The following is a 21,747-nucleotide window of genomic DNA, read 5'->3' on the forward strand; positions in this document are numbered from 1 at the left end:
CCATTCATGGCCACGGTTACGTACGCATCAAATACGCCTTCTGTCCATAAGCAAACCGAGGGCCCACCAGCACTGGCGAATGCGACATATAGCCATGCTAGCTTAGGGCGTGGTTCGGCACAGGCCATCCCCCAAATATTCCGGACACATAACGTCTGACGCGCTTTTCGCATCGATAGGAATCTGAGGATTCCATACTCCAGTCGAAGACCACCCCAGTCGTCTTGTTTACTTAATGATCGGGCGCAGGGGGGCGGAGACGTCGACCTGGTGCTTGTCGCCGATTTTAGTGGGGTCGTTGATGATCTTGTCGACGACGGCTTTCTTCAGATCCAGCTGCGAGGCGTCGCCCCAGATGATGACGCGGTCGCCGCCGTTCAATTCCGTGGTGATCGAGTCCTGAGTCTGAGCGCTGACTTTGGTGATGCCTTTGCGCATATTCTCGGGCAGCGTGCTGAGGATCCTGAGTGCCTCCTGCACGGCGCGGCTGCGCAGCCCTTTGTCGACGTCGCCGACCTCGATGACCGGGATGCCATCGGCCGAGGCCCCGTTGACCGAGTTGAGCACGCGGCCTTGACCATCGACCGCGGTCATGTCCTTGTCGGTTTTGAGCATGGCGGCAGGCTTCTGCGCCTTCACCGCGACCGCCATGCCTTTGGGGAATCGCTTATCGGCCGTGGCATCGGTGACGCCGGGAATGTCCTTGAGCCGCGAAGTCACTTCATTCGCCGAGACCAGGAACAGCGATTTGCCACTCTGCCGATTGGCGATGTCGCGGATGCGCTGCGTGCTGACCCACTCATTGCCGCCGGACACGGCGATCTGCCCAGCATCCAAGCGGAAGACGCTGGAAAACAGGAGCAGCCACACCAAGCCGCAGACCACGGCGATGACTCCGACGACTGCGGTCACGCGCAGGGCGATGGTGCGGATGCTGGCGCGACGTCGCTCTCGAAGCCGTGCGCTGAAATCGACGACCTTGGGACGTGAGGCGATGCCAAGCGTGCCGGTTGTTTCATTCAGAGTTTTGGCCACCAAGTCCTCGCTGGGCAATGCCCGTGCATCCACGAACCCGTCGGATTCTTCGATGCCCATGCCTGCGCCAGCATCCGAAACGATGCTCCGACGCGCGGAACGGCCCCTCGCCGTCTCGCCGTTGCGCATCCGGTTGGAGCGAGCCGAAGTCCCGGACTGGGCGAAATCCCCGGGCTGCGCAGCAACGTCATCCCGAGCGGACGAGCCGGATATGACACGGCCCCTCCCCTGCTCATGCGACGCGGAATCGCCGGACTCGTCGCCTTTGCGCCCACGCCTGGAACTAGTGACCCGCCTGCCCATCAGGCCTCGCAAGCATCGCGATGCGCCTGCAGCGCGTGCAGCAGCACTGGGTCCATATCGGTGATGTCGCCGGCGCCGACGGTGAGAATCACATCGTCATGATGGGCGCGCATCACGATCATCTGCGCCGCCGTATGCATGTCTTCGACTGCGCGAATCCAACCGGTCGGCGGCTCGTGCGGCAGCTCAGCCGCCGCGCTGACGATGCTGGACGCGCCGATGCCGGGAAAATCCTCCTGCCGTTCGCGGGCCGGATAGATGCCGCTCACGATCACGTCATCGGCCAAGCTGAGTGCCTCGGCGAACTCATGCGCAAAATATTTGGTGCGTGAAAAAAGATGCGGCTGGAAGAGCACATGGATGCCGGCCTGCGGGTAGCGTCGCCGCGCCGCCTCAAGCAGCGCCCTGATCTCGGTAGGGTGATGCGCGTAATCATCAATGACGCTGACGCCCTTTTCATAACCGCGCACCTGGAAGCGTCGGGCCGCCCCGGCGAAATCCAGCACCGAAGCCGCGGCCGCATGCGCTTCCAGCCCCAGCTGCACTGCTGCGAGAATCGCGGCCGACGCATTGCGGGCGTTATGCGCACCGGGAATGCGCAGCGCGACCGGCACCCGCGTATCCGCGACGCCGTCGAAGGCATCGCCCGGAATGTGCAGCGTGAAGCGCTCCTCGCCGCTGCCGGCCTCTTCGCGCTCCGCTTCGATTCGGGCGAAGGCGGCTCCGTTGAGCTCCGCCGCAGCCAGCTTGCGCGTGCCGTAGGCGATGGCCCGCGCAGCCACTGACGGGTCCAGCGCTTGCAAGATGCCCAGTGCGCCGTCGTCGTCGATGCTGATGATCACGCGGTCGTGCGCATGCCCTGCATATTCGACGAACGCGGCCTGATAATGCTCTTCGTCGTGGTAATGATCGAGGTGGTCGGCTTCGGCGTGCGTGATGATCGCAACGTCGGGATGGTATTTGAGGAAGCTGCCGTCGGACTCGTCGGCCTCCGCCACCAGCACGTCGCCGGACCCGGCGTGTCCGCCGTCCGAAGAGATGCCGTCCGGCCGTTGGATCGAGCCGCCGATCGCATAGCTTGGGTCAGCCAGCGCACCGGTTCCGGCTGTGACGAGAATATGCGCCAGCAGCGAGCTGGTCGTGGTCTTGCCATGCGCCCCGGCCACTGTCACCGCGCGCTTGCCATGCATGAGCAGCGCGAGGATATCGCTGCGATGCACGATGCGCGAGCCTTGTTCGTGCGCTGCGACGATTTCAGGATTATCGCCACGAATCGCGCTGGAATACACCACGGTGCGCGCGCCTTCGACATTGGCTGCAGCCTGCCCGATGGCCACTGATATCCCTAACGATTCGAGCCGCTGCGTTTTCGCATTGGCTTCGCGATCCGAACCGCCTACTTCCACGCCGCGCGCGTGCAGCATCTCGGCGAGCACGCTCATGCCCGCCCCGCCGATGCCGATGAAATGCATGCGGCCCAGCTGCTGCACGTCATCGTCAGGCCCGAAGGCCGGGATGGTGGGATCCAGATCGATGGTTCCGCCGTTCGTCATGCTTCCCGGCATCATATGCTCCTCGCCTTTGCCCTGTATCGTTTGCTCAGTCGTTTGCTCATTGGTCTCGCCCAAATGCCTTGTCACCGTAAAAACCCTACCTATTATGCCCGCAACAGCCCCCAGATGCTAGGGGCCGAGGCTGTCGGCGATTGGGCGTCGCGCGATATCGCGCATTGCCGCGCCTCACCGTCTGCGCGTTCAACGCCGCCCATGCCGCTGGTCAACCAGTTCGAGTATCCGACGCGCCATGACCTCGGCGGCATCCCGAATGCCATATGACCAGGCCGCCCGGCCCATGTCGCGCAGACGCTGGGTGTCGGCCAGCAACGGCGGCAGCTGCGAGGCCACCCATTCCGGCGTGAAGTCGCCATCGGCGATCATAAGGCCGCCGCCCGCCTCGATCACCGGCTGCGCGTTGAAACGCTGCTCGCCGTTGCCGATCGGAAGCGGGACATACACCGCCGGCAAGCCGATGGCGGCAAGCTCCGAAACCGAGCCGGCGCCGGAGCGGCATATCACCAGATCGGCGCAGGCGAAAGCCAGATCGATGCGTTCGAGATACTCAGCCATATGATAGTCGCCCTGTCCGGCGTGCGCAGGCCCGAGGTCGTTGATCGGCCCCTCTCCCACGCGGGAGACCGCTGTCTGACGAGTCGATTCGATTTTGCCCTTGCCCGTCAGATGGATGACCTGCGCGTGATCGAGCAACGCATCGGCTGATGCAGCCACGGCATGATTCAGACTGGCTGCGCCCAGCGAGCCGCCGGTCACGACGATCAGCGGCCGTTCGGCGTCAACGCCGAGCTGCTGTGCCGCTTCGGCCCGGGCAGCGTGCGGATCGGATTCGATGCGCCGGCATAGCGCCGCAATCGCCGGGCGCAGCGGCAGCCCGACGCGCTGCACTTTCGCGTCGTCACGCGTTTTGAGACCAGTGCCGTCATACGCCGTGCCGATGAAATCAGCCCAGCGCGCGCCGAGTCTATTGGCCATGCCAGCCCGGGCGTTCTGCTCGTGGATCACAATCGGAATGCCCATGCGATGCGCCGCAGCATAGACCGGCGCCGAGGCGTAGCCGCCGAATCCGGCGACCACCTGAGCCTGACGGCGTGCGAGAATCTCACGCACCCGACGTCGCTCATTGCGCCAGCGTCCCGGGAATTGCAGCGCGGCGCGGTTCGGACGGCGCGGGAAGGGCACCTTGTCGATGGTGTCGAGCTCGTAGCCGGCCTGCGGCACCAGATCGTGCTCCAAGCCCACGGCGGTGCCCACCACGCTTATCGAGGCCTGCGGATCGATTGACCTGATCGCGTCGGCCACGGCCAGCAGGGGGTTGACATGGCCCGCGGTGCCCCCGCCAGCCAGAACGATGTGTCGTTGTGCGCTATTCATAACTTACGAGTCTAGTCACGCGTTCAGTGGGGAGGTGCCTGCACTGATCTGCGGCTGAGCGCGCATCATGCTCGCGCCGACTCCTGCCGCGACCAGGCACATGATGAGCGAGGAGCCGCCTGCCGAGACGAAGGGCAAGGGCACGCCCATCACCGGCAGCAGCCCGATCACCACCATGATGTTGACCAGTCCCTGCCCCACCAGCCATACCGCGATGCACACCAGGACCATCGAAACATAGCGTTTCTGCGTCTGCAGCGCCACGCAGATAAGGCACCACCCCACGATGGCGAACAGCACGATCACCATCACCGCGCCAAGGAATCCTGTCTCCTCGCCGATAATCGCAAAAATGAAGTCGTTGTGCGCCTCGGGCAGGTAGTTCCACTTCTCTCGCGAATTGCCGATGCCCACGCCAAGCAGTCCGCCGGAGCCCATCGCATATTTCGCATGAATGGCCTGATAGCATACATCCGCCACATCGTTGGCCGAGCAGGGCTGGTAGGCCGCCAGAATGCGCTTCATGCGATTGGGGCTGGTGACGACGAATGCGGCGATGAATACCACGAGCAGCGCGGCGATGCCGCCGAACCAGCGCAGCGGAAAGCCGCCGACGAGCAGCGCGGCCGCCCCGATGAAGACCAGTATCATCGCCGTGCCCAAATCCTTGCCGGCCATGACGGCCAGCAGACACGCCGCGAACATGCCCGAGGGCAGCGCGTATGCCTTCAGCCCTTCTGCGGCGTACCGGCGTGTCGAAGATTCCATGGCGGTAGGCATCCAGACGCACAGCGCCAGCTTCACCACCTCGGCCGGCTGCATGGTGAACACGCCGGGAATGCCGATCCATCCCGAGTTGCCGTTCACCGAGACTCCTAGCGGCGTCAAAGTGACCAGCTGGAGCGCAATCGCGAAACAGAGGAAGAGGAAACCGAACCGGCGGTATGCCGCAACCGGCACATGCATGGCGGCGATGCCCAGCACGAAGCCCAGCACGCAGTAAACGCCTTGCGTTATCGCCTGCTTCCAGGGGGAGACGCCGAGCGAGATCATCGTGACAGCCGAGCTGGAAAAGACCATGATCACGCCGAAGCACGTCAGGGCGATGACCGCGATGCGAAATCCGTGATAGCACCACAGCGGATTGCTCAGCGCACGAAAGCCGCTGCCGCCGTACCCCCCGCGCCTGTCGCGGCCCGCGCCGCCGCCGGCATTATCGCCGCCGCGGGAGCCGCCGGTCAGACGTCGCTCGTCGTCGTACCGTCGCGCCGCCGAACCGCGTGCGGCCGAACCGCTCCCTGATGTTGAACCGTTTCGTCGCGCGGCGGCCTTCCCGACCTTGTCGGGATTATCGGTTGTGCCGGCCTTGCGTGAGGAAGCGGTGCGGCGGGAGGAGCGGGGGCGTTTACCGTTCGCCATGGTCCCTCATCCAGCGCCGCGCCTGCTCCGCGAAGCGCTCGCCTCGATCGGCATACGACACGAACTGGTCCATCGAGGCGCAGGCCGGGGCCATGAGCACCACGTCGCCCGGCTGGGCAAAGGCTCCGGCCGCATCCACCGCACGATTCATAACCGTGTCCTTGTCCTGCGGGTCAATCACGCTCACCGGGATGTCCGGCGCCTGCGAGCGCAGCGCGTCGAGCATGGGCTGCTGGTCGACGCCGATGACGACCGCCGCCTTGATCTTCTCGCGCCGGTCGCGTATCAGCCCTTCGAAACGCGAGCCCTTGGCCAGGCCTCCTGCAATCCATACGACGCTTCCCGCAGCGAAGGCGGCAAGCGAGGCTTCGGCGGCATGGGCGTTGGTCGCCTTCGAGTCGTCGACGAAGCGAATCGCGCCGGCCGGGGACGTCGCCTCGGCAACTGTTTCGATCCGGTGGCCTCCCGGCGAGAACGCCTGCAGCGCCTCCAGCGCGGTCGGCAGGTCGGCGCCGATGCCGAGCGCCAAGGCCAGCGCGGCGAGCGCGTCGGCGAGCAGATGGGGATATGGGGAGCCGTCCGGCTCGCACAAGTGCGCGAGCTGCGCGACCGGCGCGACCCGAATCGCGTCGGCTTTGTTCCCGTCAGCGCCGTCCACATCGACTCGGGACTTGTCGTTGTTGGCTTTGCCATCGCCGGCCAGCCCGCTTCTGTCGACGATCCAACCCTCGCGGATGCCCAACTGCCCTGCCGCAGGCTCATGCAAAGTGAAGCCCACCTTGCCGCATCCGGGAGCCGTGACGGCCTCATCGGCGAGCTTGGAAACCCGCTCGTCGTCCGCGTTGAAGACCAGCGCGCGCTTGACGCCACGGAACACCTTCGCCTTGTCGGCCGCATAGTTTTCGATGCCGCCATGCCAGTCCAAGTGATCGTCGGCGATATTCGTGATGACGGCGCAGTCCAGCGCCAAGGACTCGGTGAAATGCAGCTGGAAGGAGCTCAGCTCGACGCACAGGATGTCGTTGCCCGGATCGACGGCGGCATGCGAAAGCGCCTTGCCGATGTTGCCGACCGCCGGGGCTTCCTGACCGCACGCCTCGAGCATCGCCGAAACCATCTGCGTGGTGGTCGTCTTGCCGTTGGTGCCGGTGATGCCGATCCATGGCGCCTCCACGCCCGAGCACTGGTTCGCGGCCCGCAGCCGCCAGGCCAGCTCCACTTCGCTGTAGATGGCCACGCCGTGCTGCTGGGCCTTGACGAGGAATGGCGTGCGCGGGTTGAAGCCAGGAGAAGTGACCACGATGTCGATCTGATCCCAGTCCACATCGTCGAAGGAGCGCAGATCGGCCTCCGGCTTGCGCTCATCCACCGTCAGGATGCGTCCGGCCCGGCCCTGCAGCACGTCGAGGGCGCTGCGCCCGGAAACGCCTAGGCCTGCGATCAGAACGGTTTTCTCGCTGAGATCTTCCATATTTGTCATTCATCCTCTCCGTATCAATCGGCCTTGCGCCCGTTGCCGCGCAATCGCCGTTGCACCACACAATCGACAGCTTACAATCGGCGCATTCACAGCAGCAGCCCGGAGCGTCCGGCCCAATCGGCGTAGAACGTCATCAGGCCGACGAGCACGAACATGAATTCGATCATCCAGAAGCGCACGACGACTTTCGTCTCGCTCCACCCGAGCATCTCGAAGTGGTGATGGATGGGAGCCATTTTGAACACGCGCCTGTGGGTGAGCTTGAAGCAGCCGACCTGGATGATGTCGGAGAAGGTCTCGATGACGAACAGGCCGCCGAGGATCACCGCGAGGAACTCGGTGTGCGTGGCGATGGACATTGCCGCGAACAGCCCGCCGAGCGCCAGCGAGCCGGTGTCTCCCATGAAAATCGTGGCCGGATTGGAGTTGAACCACAGGAATCCGAAGCAGGCCACCGCCGCGCAGGCCGCGATGATCGACAGGTCCAAAGGGTCGGAGACCGCATAGGCGTACCCCTCATGCCCTGCGCCCTTGAGATGGTAGCTCTCCCAGAAGGCGATGAACGTGTAGCCGGCGAAGGCGATCATCGAGGATCCCGAAGCCAGCCCGTCCAGCCCGTCGGTGAGATTGACCGCGTTGGTCCACGCGGTCATCAGGAAATTCGCCCAGATGACGAACAGCACGATGGCGAGCGCATTGCCGGCGAAGGCGAAGCTGAAGAACGGCCGCTCGATGAAGCTCATGCCCGCCTGCGCGCTGGGGAAGCCCGACTTGGTGGGCACAAGCAGCGCCAGCACGGCGTAGATCGTGGCGAGAACGAACTGCCCGGCGAACTTCGCGCCCACGGAAAGCCCGAGGTTCTGCCGTTTGCGCACTTTGGCAAAATCGTCGATGAATCCCAGCGCACCCATCGAGATCATGGCGAAGATCACGAGCAGCGCCGAACCCGAAGGCGCCTCTCCGGTATGCAGATATCGGTACAGCGCCGAGCTGCCCCAGCCCAGCACGATGGAGGCGATGATCGCCACGCCGCCCATGGTGGGGGTTCCGCGTTTGACCAGGTGGGACTGCGGCCCGTCCTGGCGGATGTACTGCCCGTAGTGCAGCCGGTGCACCAGACGTATCAGGAGCGGCGTGCCGGTGATCACGACGACCAGCGACACCACGATTCCCACGATGAGCGAAATCAATGTTGCAACCCCACTTCTTCTCCTGCGTTCCTTCTCTGTATATGAACCCGTCAGACCTCGGCGCGAACCGGGGCCCACTGCTCCGCCAGCGCGCTCAGCCCTGAGGCGTGAGAGCCTTTGAGCAGCACGACCGCGCCGCGATGAGCTCGGGCCAGGTCCATGACTGCGAGCCTGGCGTATTCAGCATTGTGGACCAAGTCTACCGAAACGTGCGCATCAGCCAGCCGCTCGGACTCCTGCGAAGCCCCGTGCGCAAGCGATGCGGCCAGCGCGTCGAGGTGGGCGTCTCCGCCCACCGCCACGAGCGCGTCGATGCCGCGGCTCGCCGCGTAGGCGCCGATCGACTCATGCAGCGCCGTTTCCTCGTCTCCCAATTCCAGCATCGCGCCGAGCACGGCGACGCGATAGATCGTGGCGTCGTCGCGCTTCCATGAGCGCAGTCCCTCGATGCCGGCCTTCATCGAATCAGGGTTGGCATTGAACGAATCGTCTATCAGCGTGAACGCGACGCCTTCGTCGTCGACCCGCGAGACCGCCATGCGGTGCGGGCTGACATGCCCGATATCCTGCAGCTCGCGCGCGATGGCGTCGAGCGACATGCCGAAATGCGCCGCGACAGCGGCTGCGGCCAGAGCGTTCATCACATTGTGGCTTCCGGCGAGGCCCAGATGCACGGTGGCCTGCTGCTCCACCGCAGTCTGCCGCGCCTTGGCCTGCCCGGCGGCATTCGAAGCGTCAGCGCCCCCCACGCGAACGAGCGTGAACACCGGGCGGCCGAGCTCGTCCGTTTCGATATGCTCTGCCCGGAGCATACCGGGATGCACGTTGCGCGGCTCCTCGCCAAGGCCGAACCACAGGATGTCGGCCGGGGCGATGTTGGCCATGGCGCTGACCCGTGAATCGTCGGCGTTGAGCACCGTGGCGCCTTCGGGCAACAGCCCGCGCACGATTTCGCTTTTCGCTTGGGCAATGCGCTCGACGGAGCCGAATTCGCCCAGATGGGCCGTGCCCACCTTGAGCACCACCGAGATGTCCGGGGGCGCGATCTGCGTCAGTTTGGCGATTTCGCCGACATGGTTGGCGCCCATCTCCGCGATGAGAAAGCGCGTATCCGCATCCACTTGCAGCGCGGTGATCGGCAGTCCTATCTCGTTGTTGAACGAGCCGACCGGCGCAACGGTAGGTGCCAGCGAGCCGAGCAAGGCATGCAGCAGGTCCTTGGTCGTGGTCTTGCCCACCGAACCGGTGATGGCCACGATGGAGAAACCGCCGGACTGTGCGCGGCGGCAGGCAAGATTGTACTTGGCCAGCTCGCCCAGCGCCCTGACGCAGTCCCCGACGACGATCTGAGCGAGCGCCGCGCCGGGAACCTCATGGTCGACGATTGCGGCGAGAGCGCCGTTGCGCGCGGCCGCGTCAAGAAAGTCATGGCCATCGACCCGCTCGCCGGGGATGGCTACGAATAATGAGCCGGGAGCGGCCTGGCGCGAGTCGGTGACGACGGCGGTGACGCCTGTATCGGATGGCGACGCTTCCGCAGCATCCGCTGCGCCGGCTGCGCCCGATTCGGCCGATGCCGCTGCAATCCGGCCTGACACGGCGTTCGCGACCTCGGCCACAGACATTGTTATCATGATCGTCCTCCCGAAAAACCCTTCCTATGCATGTCTAGCGCAGTTCCTGCGAGACACGCAGAGCGCTTTTGATATTGCCGCGGCGCACTCCTGCGGCCAGCGTCATGGCGATCGCCAACGACAAGCGCCGCTCCGACGCGTCGCGCTGCCCCAGCGCGCTCTGGCTGGCGAGCGCGTCCGACTCCTCTGTGCGCGTGGTCACCTTGAGCTGCTTGGGAGCTGCGAAACCGTAACGCTGGGCCTGCCGAAGCGCTGCAAGGGACTGCGGCTTCTCCTCATCCACGCAGCCCAGCACATCGACGCCGACCGATTGCAGCGCATCGGGGCGCAGCGTGCGCTCGTTGAGCGCGACGACTGCCGCAGCAGCGCCATCTTCGCCGCATACGGCCAGCGTGTGCTGCACGTCGAGCACGCCGATGGGGTGGCGCAGATCGAGTCGGCGTTCGAGCGAACTGGATCCGGACGCGCTGATCACGCCGACCGGATTGCCGAGCATATGCAGGAAATCGGCCAGTCGTATCACATTGGCCTCCACCTCGTCGCCATCTTCGCCGCAGATGGCGAACATGGCGAGCAAGCCTGAGGGCTTCCCCGCGATATCGCTCGCCAGCGCGCCGATCTGCCTGGCATCGGGTTCGGCGAACAGCAGCGGAAGCTGCGCGCTGTCCGCCACCTCGCGCATCGCATGCGGCACCAGCGCGGCATATGCGCCACGCGCCCTGGCCTGCTCAAGCCGTTCCACGTCGACGCTTTTCGAGGGGATGTACAGGCTCCCCGGGCTTATGGAATCCACCTCATCGGCCAGCGCGGTTATCGTCACGTCCACGGCGAACGAGGGTTCGAGACCGAAGCCGTAATGGTCCGCAAGGTAACCCAGGGTCATCCGTCTGCCGACGGATTCGCTCACTGCGCTCATTGGATGCACCTTTCCTGTTGCGACTTCACCAATCCACTGCAATAGCATTCTTGCGCGGCGCCGAGGTCGGCACTTCGTACTTCTGCATAAGGAATTCACCGATCTGCTTGAATACCGGCCCCGAAGTCAGGCCGCCGAAGCTGCCATGCGGGTTCTTCATCACGACGGTGACGACGAAGCGCGGATCGTCGGCCGGGATGATGCCCGACCAGTCGCTGATGATCGAGGAGAGCTTGCCGTCCGCGCCCGGCACCTCGGCGGTGCCGCTCTTGGCCGCGACGCGGTACCCGTCCACTCCGGCGAAAGCCTGGTAGTGGTCGGCCGCGGATTCCATCGCGTCGCTCACTTGGGCGGCCACTTGCTCGTCGACCACGCGGGTGGGCTGGGGCTCGCTCGGCGTCGAGACGTGGCCATTCGCATCGCTCACCGATTTGATGATCGACTGCTGCTGGCGCACGCCCTTGTTCGCGATCGTAGCGATGGCGTTGGTGAGCTGCAGCGCATTCACCGAATATCCCTGGCCGAACAGCACCGTGTCCTTGGTGCGCCCGTCCCACAGTTGCGGGCCGGAGAGCGCGCCCGAGGATTCGCCGGGGAGGCCCAGACCGCTGCTCTGCCCGAGTCCGAATTTGGTCATGAACTCGTAGCGCTGCTCGCTGCTGTAATTGTCGGAGGCCATCACCATGCCCACGTTGGAGGACTGTTCGAGAATGCCCGCCAGCGTCCAGTGCTCGGCCCCGTGGTCTTCGGCGTCCTGAAAGACCTGACCGTTCTTGTTGATGTGGTCGGGAACCGTGAACTTGTCGGTGAGCTGACGCGCCCCGCTCTGCAGCATGCCCGAGATCGAGATGACCTTGCCGACCGAACCGGGTTCGAAGGTCTGGCTGACCACCTTGGCGACGTTGAGTTTGGCATCGTCGCTGCCCGCATCGATCTGATCGGTGTCGTCGAGGGCGACGATCTGCCCGGTGCGCACATCCTGGACGACGGCGAGCGCCCAGTCGGCCTGATATTGATCCTTGCCTTCGGCGAGCACCTTCTTGAGATACCAGTCCACGTCGGCATCCACGGTCAGCGTCACATCGCTGCCATTGACCGCATCCTTCGATTCGGTCACGGTGCCGGGAATCTCCTCGCCGCCATTGCCCTGCTGGAAGACCTTGTAGCCGTCCTTGCCGGTCAGCGCCTTGTTCTCCATCTGCTCAACGCCCGCGACGCCCTTGCCCTCGGCATCCACGCCGCCGAGCAGCGCGCCGATCATCGTCCCGTTGGCATACAGGCGCTCGCTGCTCAGCTCGCCGTAGATGATGCCGCCCAGGCCGAGCTTGTCGATGGCACGTTTGACTTCGAGCGCGACGTCCTTCTTGAGTACGGCATAGCGTCCAGGCACGCTGAGCTTGGCACCCAGCTCCATGGCGTCCATGCCGAGCGCGGGGGCCAGCAGCCGCGCCACGGCTGCCGCTCCGGTCGTGCCGACCGGCTTGCCGTCGATCTGCTGGCAGTAGTTCTTGGTGTCAGCAGTGCAGGTCGTCGGCCTGAAGCTCTGCGCGGCCTGCGGGTCGCCGACGATCGTGTAGCGTTCCACGCTCTGCGCCAGCACCGAGCCATTGGCATCCAGAATCTTGCCGCGTTGCGCGCTGATCGTGACCGGCAGGGTGCGGCTCGCGGTCGCCGCCTGCGCCGTCGACTTGCCGTTCAGCAGCTGAATCGAAGCCAGCTGGCCGATGCACAGCATAGCCACCAGCGCCATGATGACGCCTATCGACGTCGAGCGCGAGACGAATCCCTTCGCCGACGTGCGCCTGCTACTCATGCCCGGCCCCCTTACTGGGTTGGTATCCGCTCAAATCGATCGATATGGAGCCCTGCTGCGGCACCATGCCCATATCCTGCGCCTTCTGGGGCAGCGAGGCTTCAAGCTCGTCGAGCTTCGCCTGATCGTCCTGCACGTCCTGGGTCAGCGTGGAGATGTTGTCCTGCACCCGCGTCTGCTCGAAGGAGTTCTGCGCCATCTGCGTGCGCAGCGCGAGCGAGCCGAGCAGGCACGCAGCGAGGAAGGCCACGGCTACGACGACCTGCAGCAGCGGCATGCTGCGGGCGCGCGTCCAGGTCAGCAGCCGTTCGAAGCCTTCGCCAACCGCGTTGCTCGCCGTGCGGCGACCTTTGATCACGGTGAGTTCGGGGCGTCGCGAGGTCTCCTTCGACTCCCTTTCACGCCCCGCCGGCGCCGCATTCGAACGCACGGTTCGTGCCGATGTCGCCATCATCCCCTCCTGCCTTTGCCATCAGCGCCATGTCGCGCTTCCTGTGCCGCATCGCGTACCGCATCTTTCGCCATATCGCCCAAGCGCCGCCTGAATCGCGGCGGAATCGGACGTATGAGCTCCACGCCGCGCAATCGCACGGAGGCGGAGCGCGGGTTGGCTGCGATCTGCTCGTCATCGGCCTTCAGCGCCCCGCGCGTGAGCGCACGGAAGAAGGGCTGGGCGTCGTCGGGGACGACCGGCAGGCCCGCTGGCACGTCGGCATGCAATCCCTGATTCATGAAGGTCTTGACCGTCCGGTCTTCCAGCGAGTGGTAGGACTCGACCACGATGCGCCCGTAGGGAGCCAGATGCAGCGCGGCCTGCGGCAGCGTGCGCGCAAGCTTGTCCAGCTCGCCGTTCACTTCTATGCGAAGCGCCTGGAACACGCGCTTCGCCGGGTTGCCCGCAGGCCGGTGCGCCTGCGGCACGACGCCGTCCACCAGAGCATTGAGCTGATGCGAAGTCGCAAGCGGATCGGCGGCCCTGCGCCTGACGATCTCGCGGGCTATCGGCCGTGAAAAACGCTCTTCGCCGTAAGATCGGAAGATGCGCTCGAGATCTCGTTCGCCGTATTCGGCCAGCACGCGCTCGGCGGTCAGCTCCTGCGAAGTGTCCATGCGCATATCCAGCGGAGCGTCATGCGCGTAGGAGAAGCCGCGTTCGTTTTCATCGATCTGCAGGCTCGACAGTCCCAGATCCATGAACACGGCGTTCACATGGCGAATATGCAGCCCGTCCAGCACATCGGAAAGCTCGTCGAAGGCGGCATGCACCGGCGTGAAACGTTCGGCGAATCCGGCGTCGCGCATGCGCTGCGTGGCCATGGCGAGCGCCTCGGCGTCGCGGTCGATGCCGATGAGATGCGCTCCGGGGGCTGCGGCGAGGAATGCGGTCGCGTGCCCGGCGAGGCCCAGCGTGCAGTCGACGACGATGCCGCCGGCCCTGCTCACGGCCGGGGCCACCAGATCCACGCACTCCTCGAGGAGCACGGGCTTATGAATCATCGAGTAATCAGTCATCAGAACTCCACCGCCGGCAGCACGTCATCGGAGATGTCGGAGTACCCCTGCTCCTGCTCGCCCAAGTAGCGTTCCCAGGCCTCGCGGTTCCATATCTCGGCGCGCGTGCCCACGCCGATCACCACGATGTCGGAACCGAGCTTCGCGTAGTCGCGCAGCATCGGCGGCACCAGCACGCGTCCTTGCTTGTCCGGGTCCTGGTCGATCGCGCCGGAGAGGAACACGCGCAGATAGTCTCTTGCGGCCTTGTTGCCCATGGATGTGCGCTGGATTCGCATCGCGATGCGGCGGAATTCGCTCTGCGGCAGCAGGTACACGCACCGTTCCTGGCCGCGCGCCATGACCATGCCCGGTCCGAGCTGGCCGCGCAGCTTAGCCGGCAGCGCCATGCGGCCCTTGGCATCGATTTTCGGCGTGTAGGTGCCCAGCAGCAAAGGCATGGCCGCTGCGCCGGCTTGCGAATCGTTCTGCGAGAAGGCATCGGCAGAGGAAAGCGGCTGCTCCTGCGACATTGGCCGCGGCATTGAATCTTCGGGCATTCCCCCCACCTCCTTCGCGTTTTCCGATGCGGCATTTCAGACGGATTACCCAGTTGCCTCACCACTCTACCCCACTTTCCCCCACTTCCCCCCACAATATGACGAAACAATCCTCATATGACCCCACAACTCCCACATAGCGGCAGTTCGCGTGCGGCTGACTCGTAGGGAGCGTGCGCTACATTTGATTGCCTTAAGTTTTGAAGGAAAAGGACGTCAAGCATGTCGAGTTACTCCTCACAGCTGCACGAGGAACAAGCGGCGGTAAGCCGCGCATATCACCGTTTGGACGCCTTGCGCAGCCAGGCTCGCGACCGGCTCGACGCCGTGCGCTCCGCCGGATCGCACGGCTCCCCAACGCAACGAACCGAACGCGACTCCTTCGCCACGATGTATGAGGATCGGCTCACCCAGCTGCGCGCAGTCGAGGATCGGCTGGTGTTCGGCCGGCTGGACGACGTGCGGGGCGAGCGCCGCTACATCGGGCGCATCGGGCTGTCCAGCGAGCGCCATGAGCCGATTCTGACGGATTGGCGCGCGGAAGCGGCGCGTCCCTTCTATGAGGCCACGCCCTCGAATCATGGCGACATCGTGATGCGTCGGCATATCACGCTCAACTTCCGCGAAGTGGTGGGTATCGAGGACGAGGTGCTCGATGTGCATGCCGAGCAGGTTGATCGCGCCTCCTCGGCGGGCACGCTCACCGGCGAAGGCGCGCTGCTAGCCTCGCTCAGCTCACGGCGAACCGGCAAGATGGCCGATATCGTCGCCACGATTCAGGCCGAGCAGGATCGCATCATCAGAGCCTCGCTCGACCGTCCGGTCGTGGTCCAAGGCGGGCCGGGAACCGGCAAAACCGCCGTTGCGCTGCACCGCGCCGCCTATTTGCTGTACACCCATCGACGCAGGCTCGAGAATGCCGGGGTGCTGGTCGTAGGCCCGAGCATGGCGTTCCTGCATTACATCGATCAGGTGCTCCCCTCGCTGGGCGAGACCGGCGTGGTCAGCCGCACGATGGCCGATCTCATCCCCGGCGTGCGCGGCGAAGCCCTGGATACCCCGCGAAATGCCATGCTCAAGGGAGACCGGCGCATGCGCGCGGTCATCGAAAACGCCGTGGCTTTCCGCGAGCGCGTGCCTGCGAATATGCCCGTCACTCGGATCAACGGCATCAACGTGCCGATGCGACGCGCCGATATCGAACAGGCGCAGATCGATGCGCATCGCACGCGCCAGCCGCACAACAAGGCGCGCGAAACCTTCGTGCATGATGCGCTCATAGCCATGCGCAATCGCTACGTCGAGCAGCTCGACTACACACCCGAGCAGGCGGAGCTCTCCGACGTGATGCTGCAGCTGCGCATGAACGACGAGGTGCGTCATGCGCTCAATATCGCATGGCTGCCGATGACCGGGCCATGGCTGATCGATCAGTTGTTCAGCAAGCCGGCCCAGCTGCGCCGCTTCGCGCCGTGGCTCAACGACGCCGACGTCGACGCGCTGATGCGGCCGAAGGGATCCGCGCTGACCCGCTCCGACATACCGCTGCTCGACGAGGCTATGGAGCTGCTTGGCCCCGACCCCAAGACGATCGCGCGCCAGGCGGCGGCGAACGCCCGCCGCGGCCAAGAGGAGCAGTTCGCCAAGGACGCTCTCGCCCAGTCCGGCGTAGGTGGCGGCATCGTCTCGTCAAGCATGCTGCTCGACGAGATGAACGGCATGGGTTCCGAAGCCGTCGCGCAGCGCGCCGGAAGCGACCGCGAATGGACCTACGGGCATATCGTCGTCGACGAGGCGCAGGAGCTCACCGCCATGGATTGGCGCATGCTGATACGCCGCTGTCCCTCGCGCTCCTTCACCATCGTGGGAGATGTGGCGCAGACCGCTGCGATGGGCGGCACACGACGCTGGCGCGACACCATGGATCCGCTTTTCGGCGCCGACCGGTGGGATCTGGACGAGCTGACCATCAACTACCGCAATCCCCAGGAGGTCTCGAACATCGCCAGCGACTTCGCCGCGCGGGAGGGCTTGTACATCTCGACGCTGAACGCGGTTCGCGCACTGCCCGATTCGGTCGCCCGCATCGAAATCAAGGATGCCGAGCTGCTAGGCAAGGCGGTGGCGCACCACGCTTTCAAGCTCGTCTCGCAGTTCGTGTCAGGAGACGGGACCGGCCGCGTCGCCATCATCGCCCCGCAAGGGCGCATTCCCGCGCTGCGCGAAGCGATACGCGAGCAGCTGCGCCAAGAGCTCGAACTCGACGAGTTCGCGCGGCTCCAAGCGCAGGGATCATGGGACGAGCAGGTGAGCGTATGCGACACGGAGATGGTGAAAGGGCTCGAATACGACGCGGTGATCGTCGTCCAGCCTGCGCAGATCGAAGAGGAGGCCCCCTCGCGCATCGTGGCGGCTTCCGATCTCTACGTCGCCATGACACGCCCGACCCAACGTCTGCTCATCGTGCGCACGTGCGACGACGCTGACCAGCTCCCGCTCTAAGATGGGGCGCATGCCCAAAGCATTGTTACTAGAAAACATCCATCCCTTCGCCGCGCAGTCCCTTCGCGAACGCGGCTTTGACGTCGAAACCATGGCAGGCGCACTCGGCGAGGACGAACTGATTGCGGCGCTTGACGGCGTGGATCTGCTCGGCATCCGCTCGAAGACGACCGTCAGCGCCAAGGTGATCGACGCTCGGCCGCAGCTGACAGCCGTCGGCTGCTTCTGCATCGGCACGAACCAGGTCGATTTGCAGTATGCCGGCTCGCGCGGCATCGGCGTGTTCAACGCGCCGTACTCCAACACGCGATCCGTGGTCGAACTGGTCATCTGCGACATCATCTGCCTCATGCGCCGCATCCCCGCGCATACGCATCACATGCGGCACGGATTGTGGGACAAGTCGGCCACCGGATCGCATGAAGTGCGCGGCAAGACGCTCGGCATCGTCGGCTACGGCCATATCGGCTCGCAGCTCTCCGTGCTGGCCGAGGCGCTCGGCATGCGCGTGGTGTTCTACGACATCGAAGAGAAACTCGCATTGGGCAACGCGCAGCGCATGCCCACCCTGCAGTCCCTGCTTGAAGTATCCGATGCGGTGACCATCCACGTCGACGGCCGCAAATCCAACACCGGATTCTTCGGCGAAGACCAGTTCTCGCAGATGAAGCAGGACGCCATCTTCATCAATATCTCGCGCGGGTTCGTGGCGGATCTCGGCGCACTGAAGCAGCATCTCGATTCCGGCCATCTCTCCGGAGCCGCCGTCGATGTCTTCCCGGTGGAGCCGAAGAAAAGCGGCGACCCCTTCGTCACGGCGCTCGCCGACGAGGACAATATGATCCTCACCCCGCATATCGGCGGTTCGACGCTCGAAGCCCAGGAGGACATCGGGCATTTCGTCACCCAGCGGCTGCAGGACTATTGGTTCCACGGTTCGACGATGCTTTCGGTGAACCTGCCGCAGATAACGCTGAAAGCCTGCACATCCGGCGCGAGAATCACGCATCTGCATGCCAATCTTCCCGGCAAGCTGACGGATGTCAACCAGGTGCTGCGCAAGGCGGAAATCAATATCACCGCGCAGTCGCTCGGCACGCAGGATGAGCTGGGATACGTGGTCACCGATGTCTCGACCAGACCAGATGCCGCATCGCTCGAAGCCTTGCGCACCATCAACGGCACGATACGCATGCGCGTCATCAGCTGATGCGCTGCCGCGTCAATACGCGCTCATGCCACGTCCACGAGCGCGGCGCCCAGCATCAGCGAGCGCAGCATACTTGACTGATATGGCTGAATATGAACGGCATTGCCTCTGTTGCGCTTGGATTCCTTACGAAGCCGTCCAGGCGCAGCAGTCAGCATGGCATGCGACGATGGCCCATTTGAGCCGGAAAAACCTAACGCATGAAGGCCTCTTCGAATAGCACCGCAGCTGGAATGCCATCACGCCCGGGCTGTGCATGAGCGTCAAGCTGCGTTCTTGTTGCGCTTCAGCTCGCTGATGGCGCTTTCGAAATCGTCAAGCCCTTCGAAATTCTGATAAACGCTGGCGAAGCGCAGATACGCCACTTCGTCCAAGTCGCGCAGCGGCCCCAGTATCGCCCTGCCCACCTCATCGGATTTGACTTGGGCGAGTCCGCGCGAGCGCAGATCCTCTTCGACCTTCTGGCCCAGCAGCTTGAGATCATCCTCGTTGATGGGCCTGCCTTGGCAGGCTTTGCGCACGCCGGAGACGACCTTCTCCCGGTCGAAAGGCTCGATATTGCCCGAGCGCTTCATCACTAGCAGCATCGAGGTCTCCACGGTGGTGAAGCGCTTGCCGCATTTGGGGCACTCTCTGCGGCGTCGTATGGAGTGGCCGTCCTCGTTGAGTCGAGTGTCGACGACCTTGGTATCGGGATTCTGGCAAAACGGGCAGTGCATGCCCACAAGAATAGCCGAATAATGCGAATAATGGGAAGGCCCGGTGGTTTCCGAGGCCTGCGTACGGACAGGGGACGTCCCGTAATCGTCACATCCGACACGCTCGAGTTCAACCATTCGTTTCGCAAGGGTCTGTCGTCGCGCCGCACATATGACCAAGCGCTGCATGGCTTATCGCTGCCGATAATGCGTCACTGCACGGGAACGAGCAGACTCTGTCCCGGAGTGAGCGACGCGGAGTCCAGATTATTCAGTTGCTTGAGCTCCTGTACGGTCTGTGCGACATTGCCTCCTTGCGGGGTGACGCGATTGGCATACGACCACAACGTGTCGCCGGGGCGAACCGTGTAGTTCACGACTTCCACCGGCCCCGTCGAGGACTGCGCCTGCTCGGTCGGCATGATCGTGCTCCAGCCCACCCATGACGCCGCGACTATGAGCAACGCCGCAGCGATCCGCGAGAATATCGGCTTCTTCGCATGCGTCGCCGTCATAACGGCACCGGACGTCTTGCGGGGAGTCTTTCGCGCTTCACTATGAATCCGGACCGCTTGTCCATATGATGTCGCAGCAGTCATCTCCACCACTCTCCTTCATCGCTATTCATCGCTATCGCTGATGCCTAATTCCTGCTCATGCCTGTTTTTGTCGACTTCCGTATCTTCGAGGACTTCCCAGCTCGAATATTGTATCGAACATCCGTTCTATCGAACGTACGTTTGATTTTCGCACACATGTTCGATTAATGCAACCCTTTTTTCGAACATCTGTTTGATTTCACACGATATACACGTTATGCTTGATGCAACGACCCATAAGGAGCGGATATGAGCACGATTCCCTTTGCCCCCAGGCACGCGCAGAACGCCGACGCCTCAGCCACGCTGACCGACCGCCAGCGCAAGGTTCTCGACGCCATACGGGTCCATGTCTTGCAGCGCGGATTCGCCCCGTCATTCCGGGAGATTGGACAATCCGCCGGCCTTAAAAGCCCTTCCTCCGTCAAACATCAGCTGCAGGTGCTTGAGGAGAAAGGCTTCATTCGCATGAACGCCAACAAAGGCCGTGCGATCGAGCTAGTGGAGGACGCACACGAAGAGCAGGGCGGCACAGCGACGATTCTGCCGTTCACTGGACCGAAACCCGAAGAGAGCGAATCGGTCATCGAATCCCGAGACGTGCCGCTGGTCGGACGCATCGCCGCGGGGTCGCCGATCACCGCCGAGCAGCATATCGATGATGTGATGCGGTTGCCCGAGCGGCTCACCGGCACCGGCAACCTGTTCATGCTTGAGGTTCACGGCGATTCGATGATCGATGCCGCGATCTGCGACGGCGACTTCGTTGTGGTTCGCGAGCAGCGCACTGCGGTGAACGGCGATATCGTCGCAGCGCTGCTTGACGACGAGGCCACCGTCAAAACCTACCGCAACGACCACGGCCACCTGTGGCTCATCCCGCACAATCCCGCGTACTCCCCCATCGACGGCACGCACGCCACCATCATGGGCAAGGTCGTCACCGTACTGCGCAAGCTCTGATGAGACCGCGACCGCCGTGTCGCTCACTCATGCAGGGCGGTCTCCTCTTGAGACGCATAGCCTTCCGGCTCCAACTGAAAAGTAGTATGCGGTATCGAAACCTCGAAATGCGCGATCAGGCAATGGCGCAGCTGATCAAGCACCGCGGCGGACTGCTCCATGGTCAGGCTCCGCTCGACGACCACATGCGCGGTGAGGATGGGCATGCCGGTGGCGACGGTGCTCGCATGCACATCGTGGACCGCGACCACATGCGGCACATGTTCCATATGCTGGCGGACCAACTCCAGATCCAAGCCTTGCGGCGTCTCTTCAAGCAATACGACAGCTGCCTTATGCAGCAGCCCGGCCGCACGGGGAATCATCAGCACGGCGACGACCGCTCCCGCCGCGGCGTCGAACCATTGCCAGCCGACGGTCATCATGACGATCGCGGAGATTACGACGACTATTGAGCCGAGCGCATCGTTCATTACTTCGAGGAACGCCGCCCGCATGTTCATATTGTCGCGCGATTGCGAAACCAGTATGACAATCGAGCCTATATTGGCTGCCAAGCCGAGCAGGCCGAAGCCAAGCAGCAGCCCGGTGTCATGCACTTGCGTCTGCGCCGAGCCGAACAGGCGCACGCCGGCCTCTAGCAGCGCGTAGAATCCTACGCCGAGCAGCGCGAGCGCCCCAACGGCAGCCGTAAGCACTTCGAGCCGAGCCCACCCCCAGGTCCGGCGGGCATTGGGCTTGCGCCGCATCAGCGCGGCAGTGACACTAGAAGCGGCCAGCACAGAAATATCGGTCAGCATATGGCCGGCATCCACGAGCAAGACAAGCGAAGAAGTAACGATGGCACCTACGACTTCGGCGACGAATACCGTCCCTGTCAGGGCCAAAGTCATCATCAGACGACGCTGATGGGAACGTCCCGCATCAATCGCATCGCTGGAATCCGCGGAACCATGAGAGTCGTCAGGACTCATAGCAATCACCGAAAT

General features: G+C 63.9%; 18 protein-coding genes. 3 read left to right on the top strand and 15 right to left on the bottom strand.

The annotated features are described in order from the left end of the window. Positions 1 to 228: 228 nt before the first annotated feature. The 12 genes from BISU_RS10520 to mraZ all read right to left on the bottom strand — a co-directional run bounded on the left by BISU_RS10520 (position 229) and on the right by mraZ (position 14,687). On the bottom strand, positions 229 to 1,341 hold the full coding sequence (locus BISU_RS10520) for a cell division protein FtsQ/DivIB (protein ID WP_024463582.1): 1,113 nt from the start codon (positions 1,339 to 1,341) through the stop codon (positions 229 to 231). Beyond that, positions 1,338 to 2,891: a UDP-N-acetylmuramate--L-alanine ligase gene (gene murC / locus BISU_RS10525; RefSeq protein WP_024463583.1), complete on the bottom strand. Its 1,554-nt coding sequence runs from the start codon at positions 2,889 to 2,891 to the stop codon at positions 1,338 to 1,340. Before murC ends, BISU_RS10520 begins: the two co-directional genes overlap by 4 nt. A 201-nt stretch (positions 2,892 to 3,092) precedes the next feature. Then, positions 3,093 to 4,283: a UDP-N-acetylglucosamine--N-acetylmuramyl-(pentapeptide) pyrophosphoryl-undecaprenol N-acetylglucosamine transferase gene (locus BISU_RS10530; RefSeq protein WP_024463584.1), complete on the bottom strand. Its 1,191-nt coding sequence runs from the start codon at positions 4,281 to 4,283 to the stop codon at positions 3,093 to 3,095. Positions 4,284 to 4,298: 15 nt separating this feature from the next. Beyond that, entirely contained in the window at positions 4,299 to 5,702 is a 1,404-nt protein-coding gene (locus BISU_RS10535; RefSeq protein WP_081672707.1) for a peptidoglycan glycosyltransferase FtsW, read from the bottom strand. Next, a complete protein-coding gene (murD, locus tag BISU_RS10540) occupies positions 5,689 to 7,182 on the bottom strand; it encodes a UDP-N-acetylmuramoyl-L-alanine--D-glutamate ligase (RefSeq protein ID WP_033502964.1) in 1,494 nt (497 codons plus the stop codon). Before murD ends, BISU_RS10535 begins: the two co-directional genes overlap by 14 nt. 86 nt (positions 7,183 to 7,268) lie before the next feature. Then, positions 7,269 to 8,372, bottom strand: a complete 1,104-nt coding sequence (mraY, locus tag BISU_RS10545; RefSeq protein ID WP_024463587.1) for a phospho-N-acetylmuramoyl-pentapeptide-transferase — start codon at positions 8,370 to 8,372, stop codon at positions 7,269 to 7,271. Positions 8,373 to 8,422: 50 nt separating this feature from the next. After that, positions 8,423 to 10,006 (bottom strand): UDP-N-acetylmuramoyl-tripeptide--D-alanyl-D-alanine ligase, encoded by a 1,584-nt coding sequence (locus BISU_RS10550; protein WP_024463588.1) that lies wholly within the window; start codon positions 10,004 to 10,006, stop codon positions 8,423 to 8,425. A 34-nt stretch (positions 10,007 to 10,040) separates the two neighbouring features. Next, complete coding sequence (locus tag BISU_RS10555) at positions 10,041 to 10,922, bottom strand: hypothetical protein (protein ID WP_024463589.1); 882 nt, start codon at positions 10,920 to 10,922, stop codon at positions 10,041 to 10,043. 25 nt (positions 10,923 to 10,947) lie between these two features. Continuing rightward, positions 10,948 to 12,735 carry a peptidoglycan D,D-transpeptidase FtsI family protein gene (locus BISU_RS10560; RefSeq protein WP_024463590.1) on the bottom strand — a complete coding sequence of 596 codons (1,788 nt, stop codon included), beginning with the start codon at positions 12,733 to 12,735 and terminating at the stop codon, positions 10,948 to 10,950. Continuing rightward, positions 12,728 to 13,186 (bottom strand): hypothetical protein, encoded by a 459-nt coding sequence (locus BISU_RS10565; protein ID WP_024463591.1) that lies wholly within the window; start codon positions 13,184 to 13,186, stop codon positions 12,728 to 12,730. The genes BISU_RS10560 and BISU_RS10565 overlap by 8 nt, the downstream gene beginning before the upstream one ends. After that, positions 13,186 to 14,247, bottom strand: coding sequence for a 16S rRNA (cytosine(1402)-N(4))-methyltransferase RsmH (gene rsmH, locus BISU_RS10570; protein ID WP_024463592.1), 1,062 nt, complete (start codon positions 14,245 to 14,247; stop codon positions 13,186 to 13,188). The genes BISU_RS10565 and rsmH overlap by 1 nt, the downstream gene beginning before the upstream one ends. Beyond that, complete coding sequence (gene mraZ / locus BISU_RS10575; RefSeq protein WP_226839174.1) at positions 14,247 to 14,687, bottom strand: division/cell wall cluster transcriptional repressor MraZ; 441 nt, start codon at positions 14,685 to 14,687, stop codon at positions 14,247 to 14,249. Before mraZ ends, rsmH begins: the two co-directional genes overlap by 1 nt. A 321-nt stretch (positions 14,688 to 15,008) precedes the next feature. Between mraZ and BISU_RS10580 the strand changes: the two genes are divergently transcribed. Continuing rightward, complete coding sequence (locus tag BISU_RS10580; protein ID WP_024463594.1) at positions 15,009 to 17,288, top strand: HelD family protein; 2,280 nt, start codon at positions 15,009 to 15,011, stop codon at positions 17,286 to 17,288. Positions 17,289 to 17,298: 10 nt separating this feature from the next. Beyond that, complete coding sequence (gene serA, locus BISU_RS10585; protein WP_024463595.1) at positions 17,299 to 18,498, top strand: phosphoglycerate dehydrogenase; 1,200 nt, start codon at positions 17,299 to 17,301, stop codon at positions 18,496 to 18,498. A gap of 263 nt (positions 18,499 to 18,761) precedes the next feature. Here the strand turns inward: serA and nrdR are convergent, their stop codons facing one another. Together nrdR and BISU_RS10595 are read right to left on the bottom strand one after the other, a co-directional pair. Further along, on the bottom strand, positions 18,762 to 19,217 hold the full coding sequence (gene nrdR / locus BISU_RS10590; RefSeq protein WP_024463596.1) for a transcriptional regulator NrdR: 456 nt from the start codon (positions 19,215 to 19,217) through the stop codon (positions 18,762 to 18,764). 191 nt (positions 19,218 to 19,408) lie between these two features. Beyond that, on the bottom strand, positions 19,409 to 19,711 hold the full coding sequence (locus BISU_RS10595) for a LysM peptidoglycan-binding domain-containing protein (protein ID WP_051246077.1): 303 nt from the start codon (positions 19,709 to 19,711) through the stop codon (positions 19,409 to 19,411). 333 nt (positions 19,712 to 20,044) lie between these two features. Here BISU_RS10595 and lexA point away from each other — a divergent pair, with 333 nt between their 5' ends. Continuing rightward, positions 20,045 to 20,758, top strand: a complete 714-nt coding sequence (gene lexA, locus BISU_RS10600; protein WP_024463598.1) for a transcriptional repressor LexA — start codon at positions 20,045 to 20,047, stop codon at positions 20,756 to 20,758. Positions 20,759 to 20,781: 23 nt separating this feature from the next. Here the strand turns inward: lexA and BISU_RS10605 are convergent, their stop codons facing one another. Further along, positions 20,782 to 21,732, bottom strand: a complete 951-nt coding sequence (locus tag BISU_RS10605) for a cation diffusion facilitator family transporter (RefSeq protein ID WP_024463599.1) — start codon at positions 21,730 to 21,732, stop codon at positions 20,782 to 20,784. Positions 21,733 to 21,747 lie beyond the last annotated feature (15 nt).

This window comes from Bifidobacterium subtile, assembly GCF_000741775.1.
Lineage (GTDB): Bacteria > Actinomycetota > Actinomycetes > Actinomycetales > Bifidobacteriaceae > Bifidobacterium > Bifidobacterium subtile.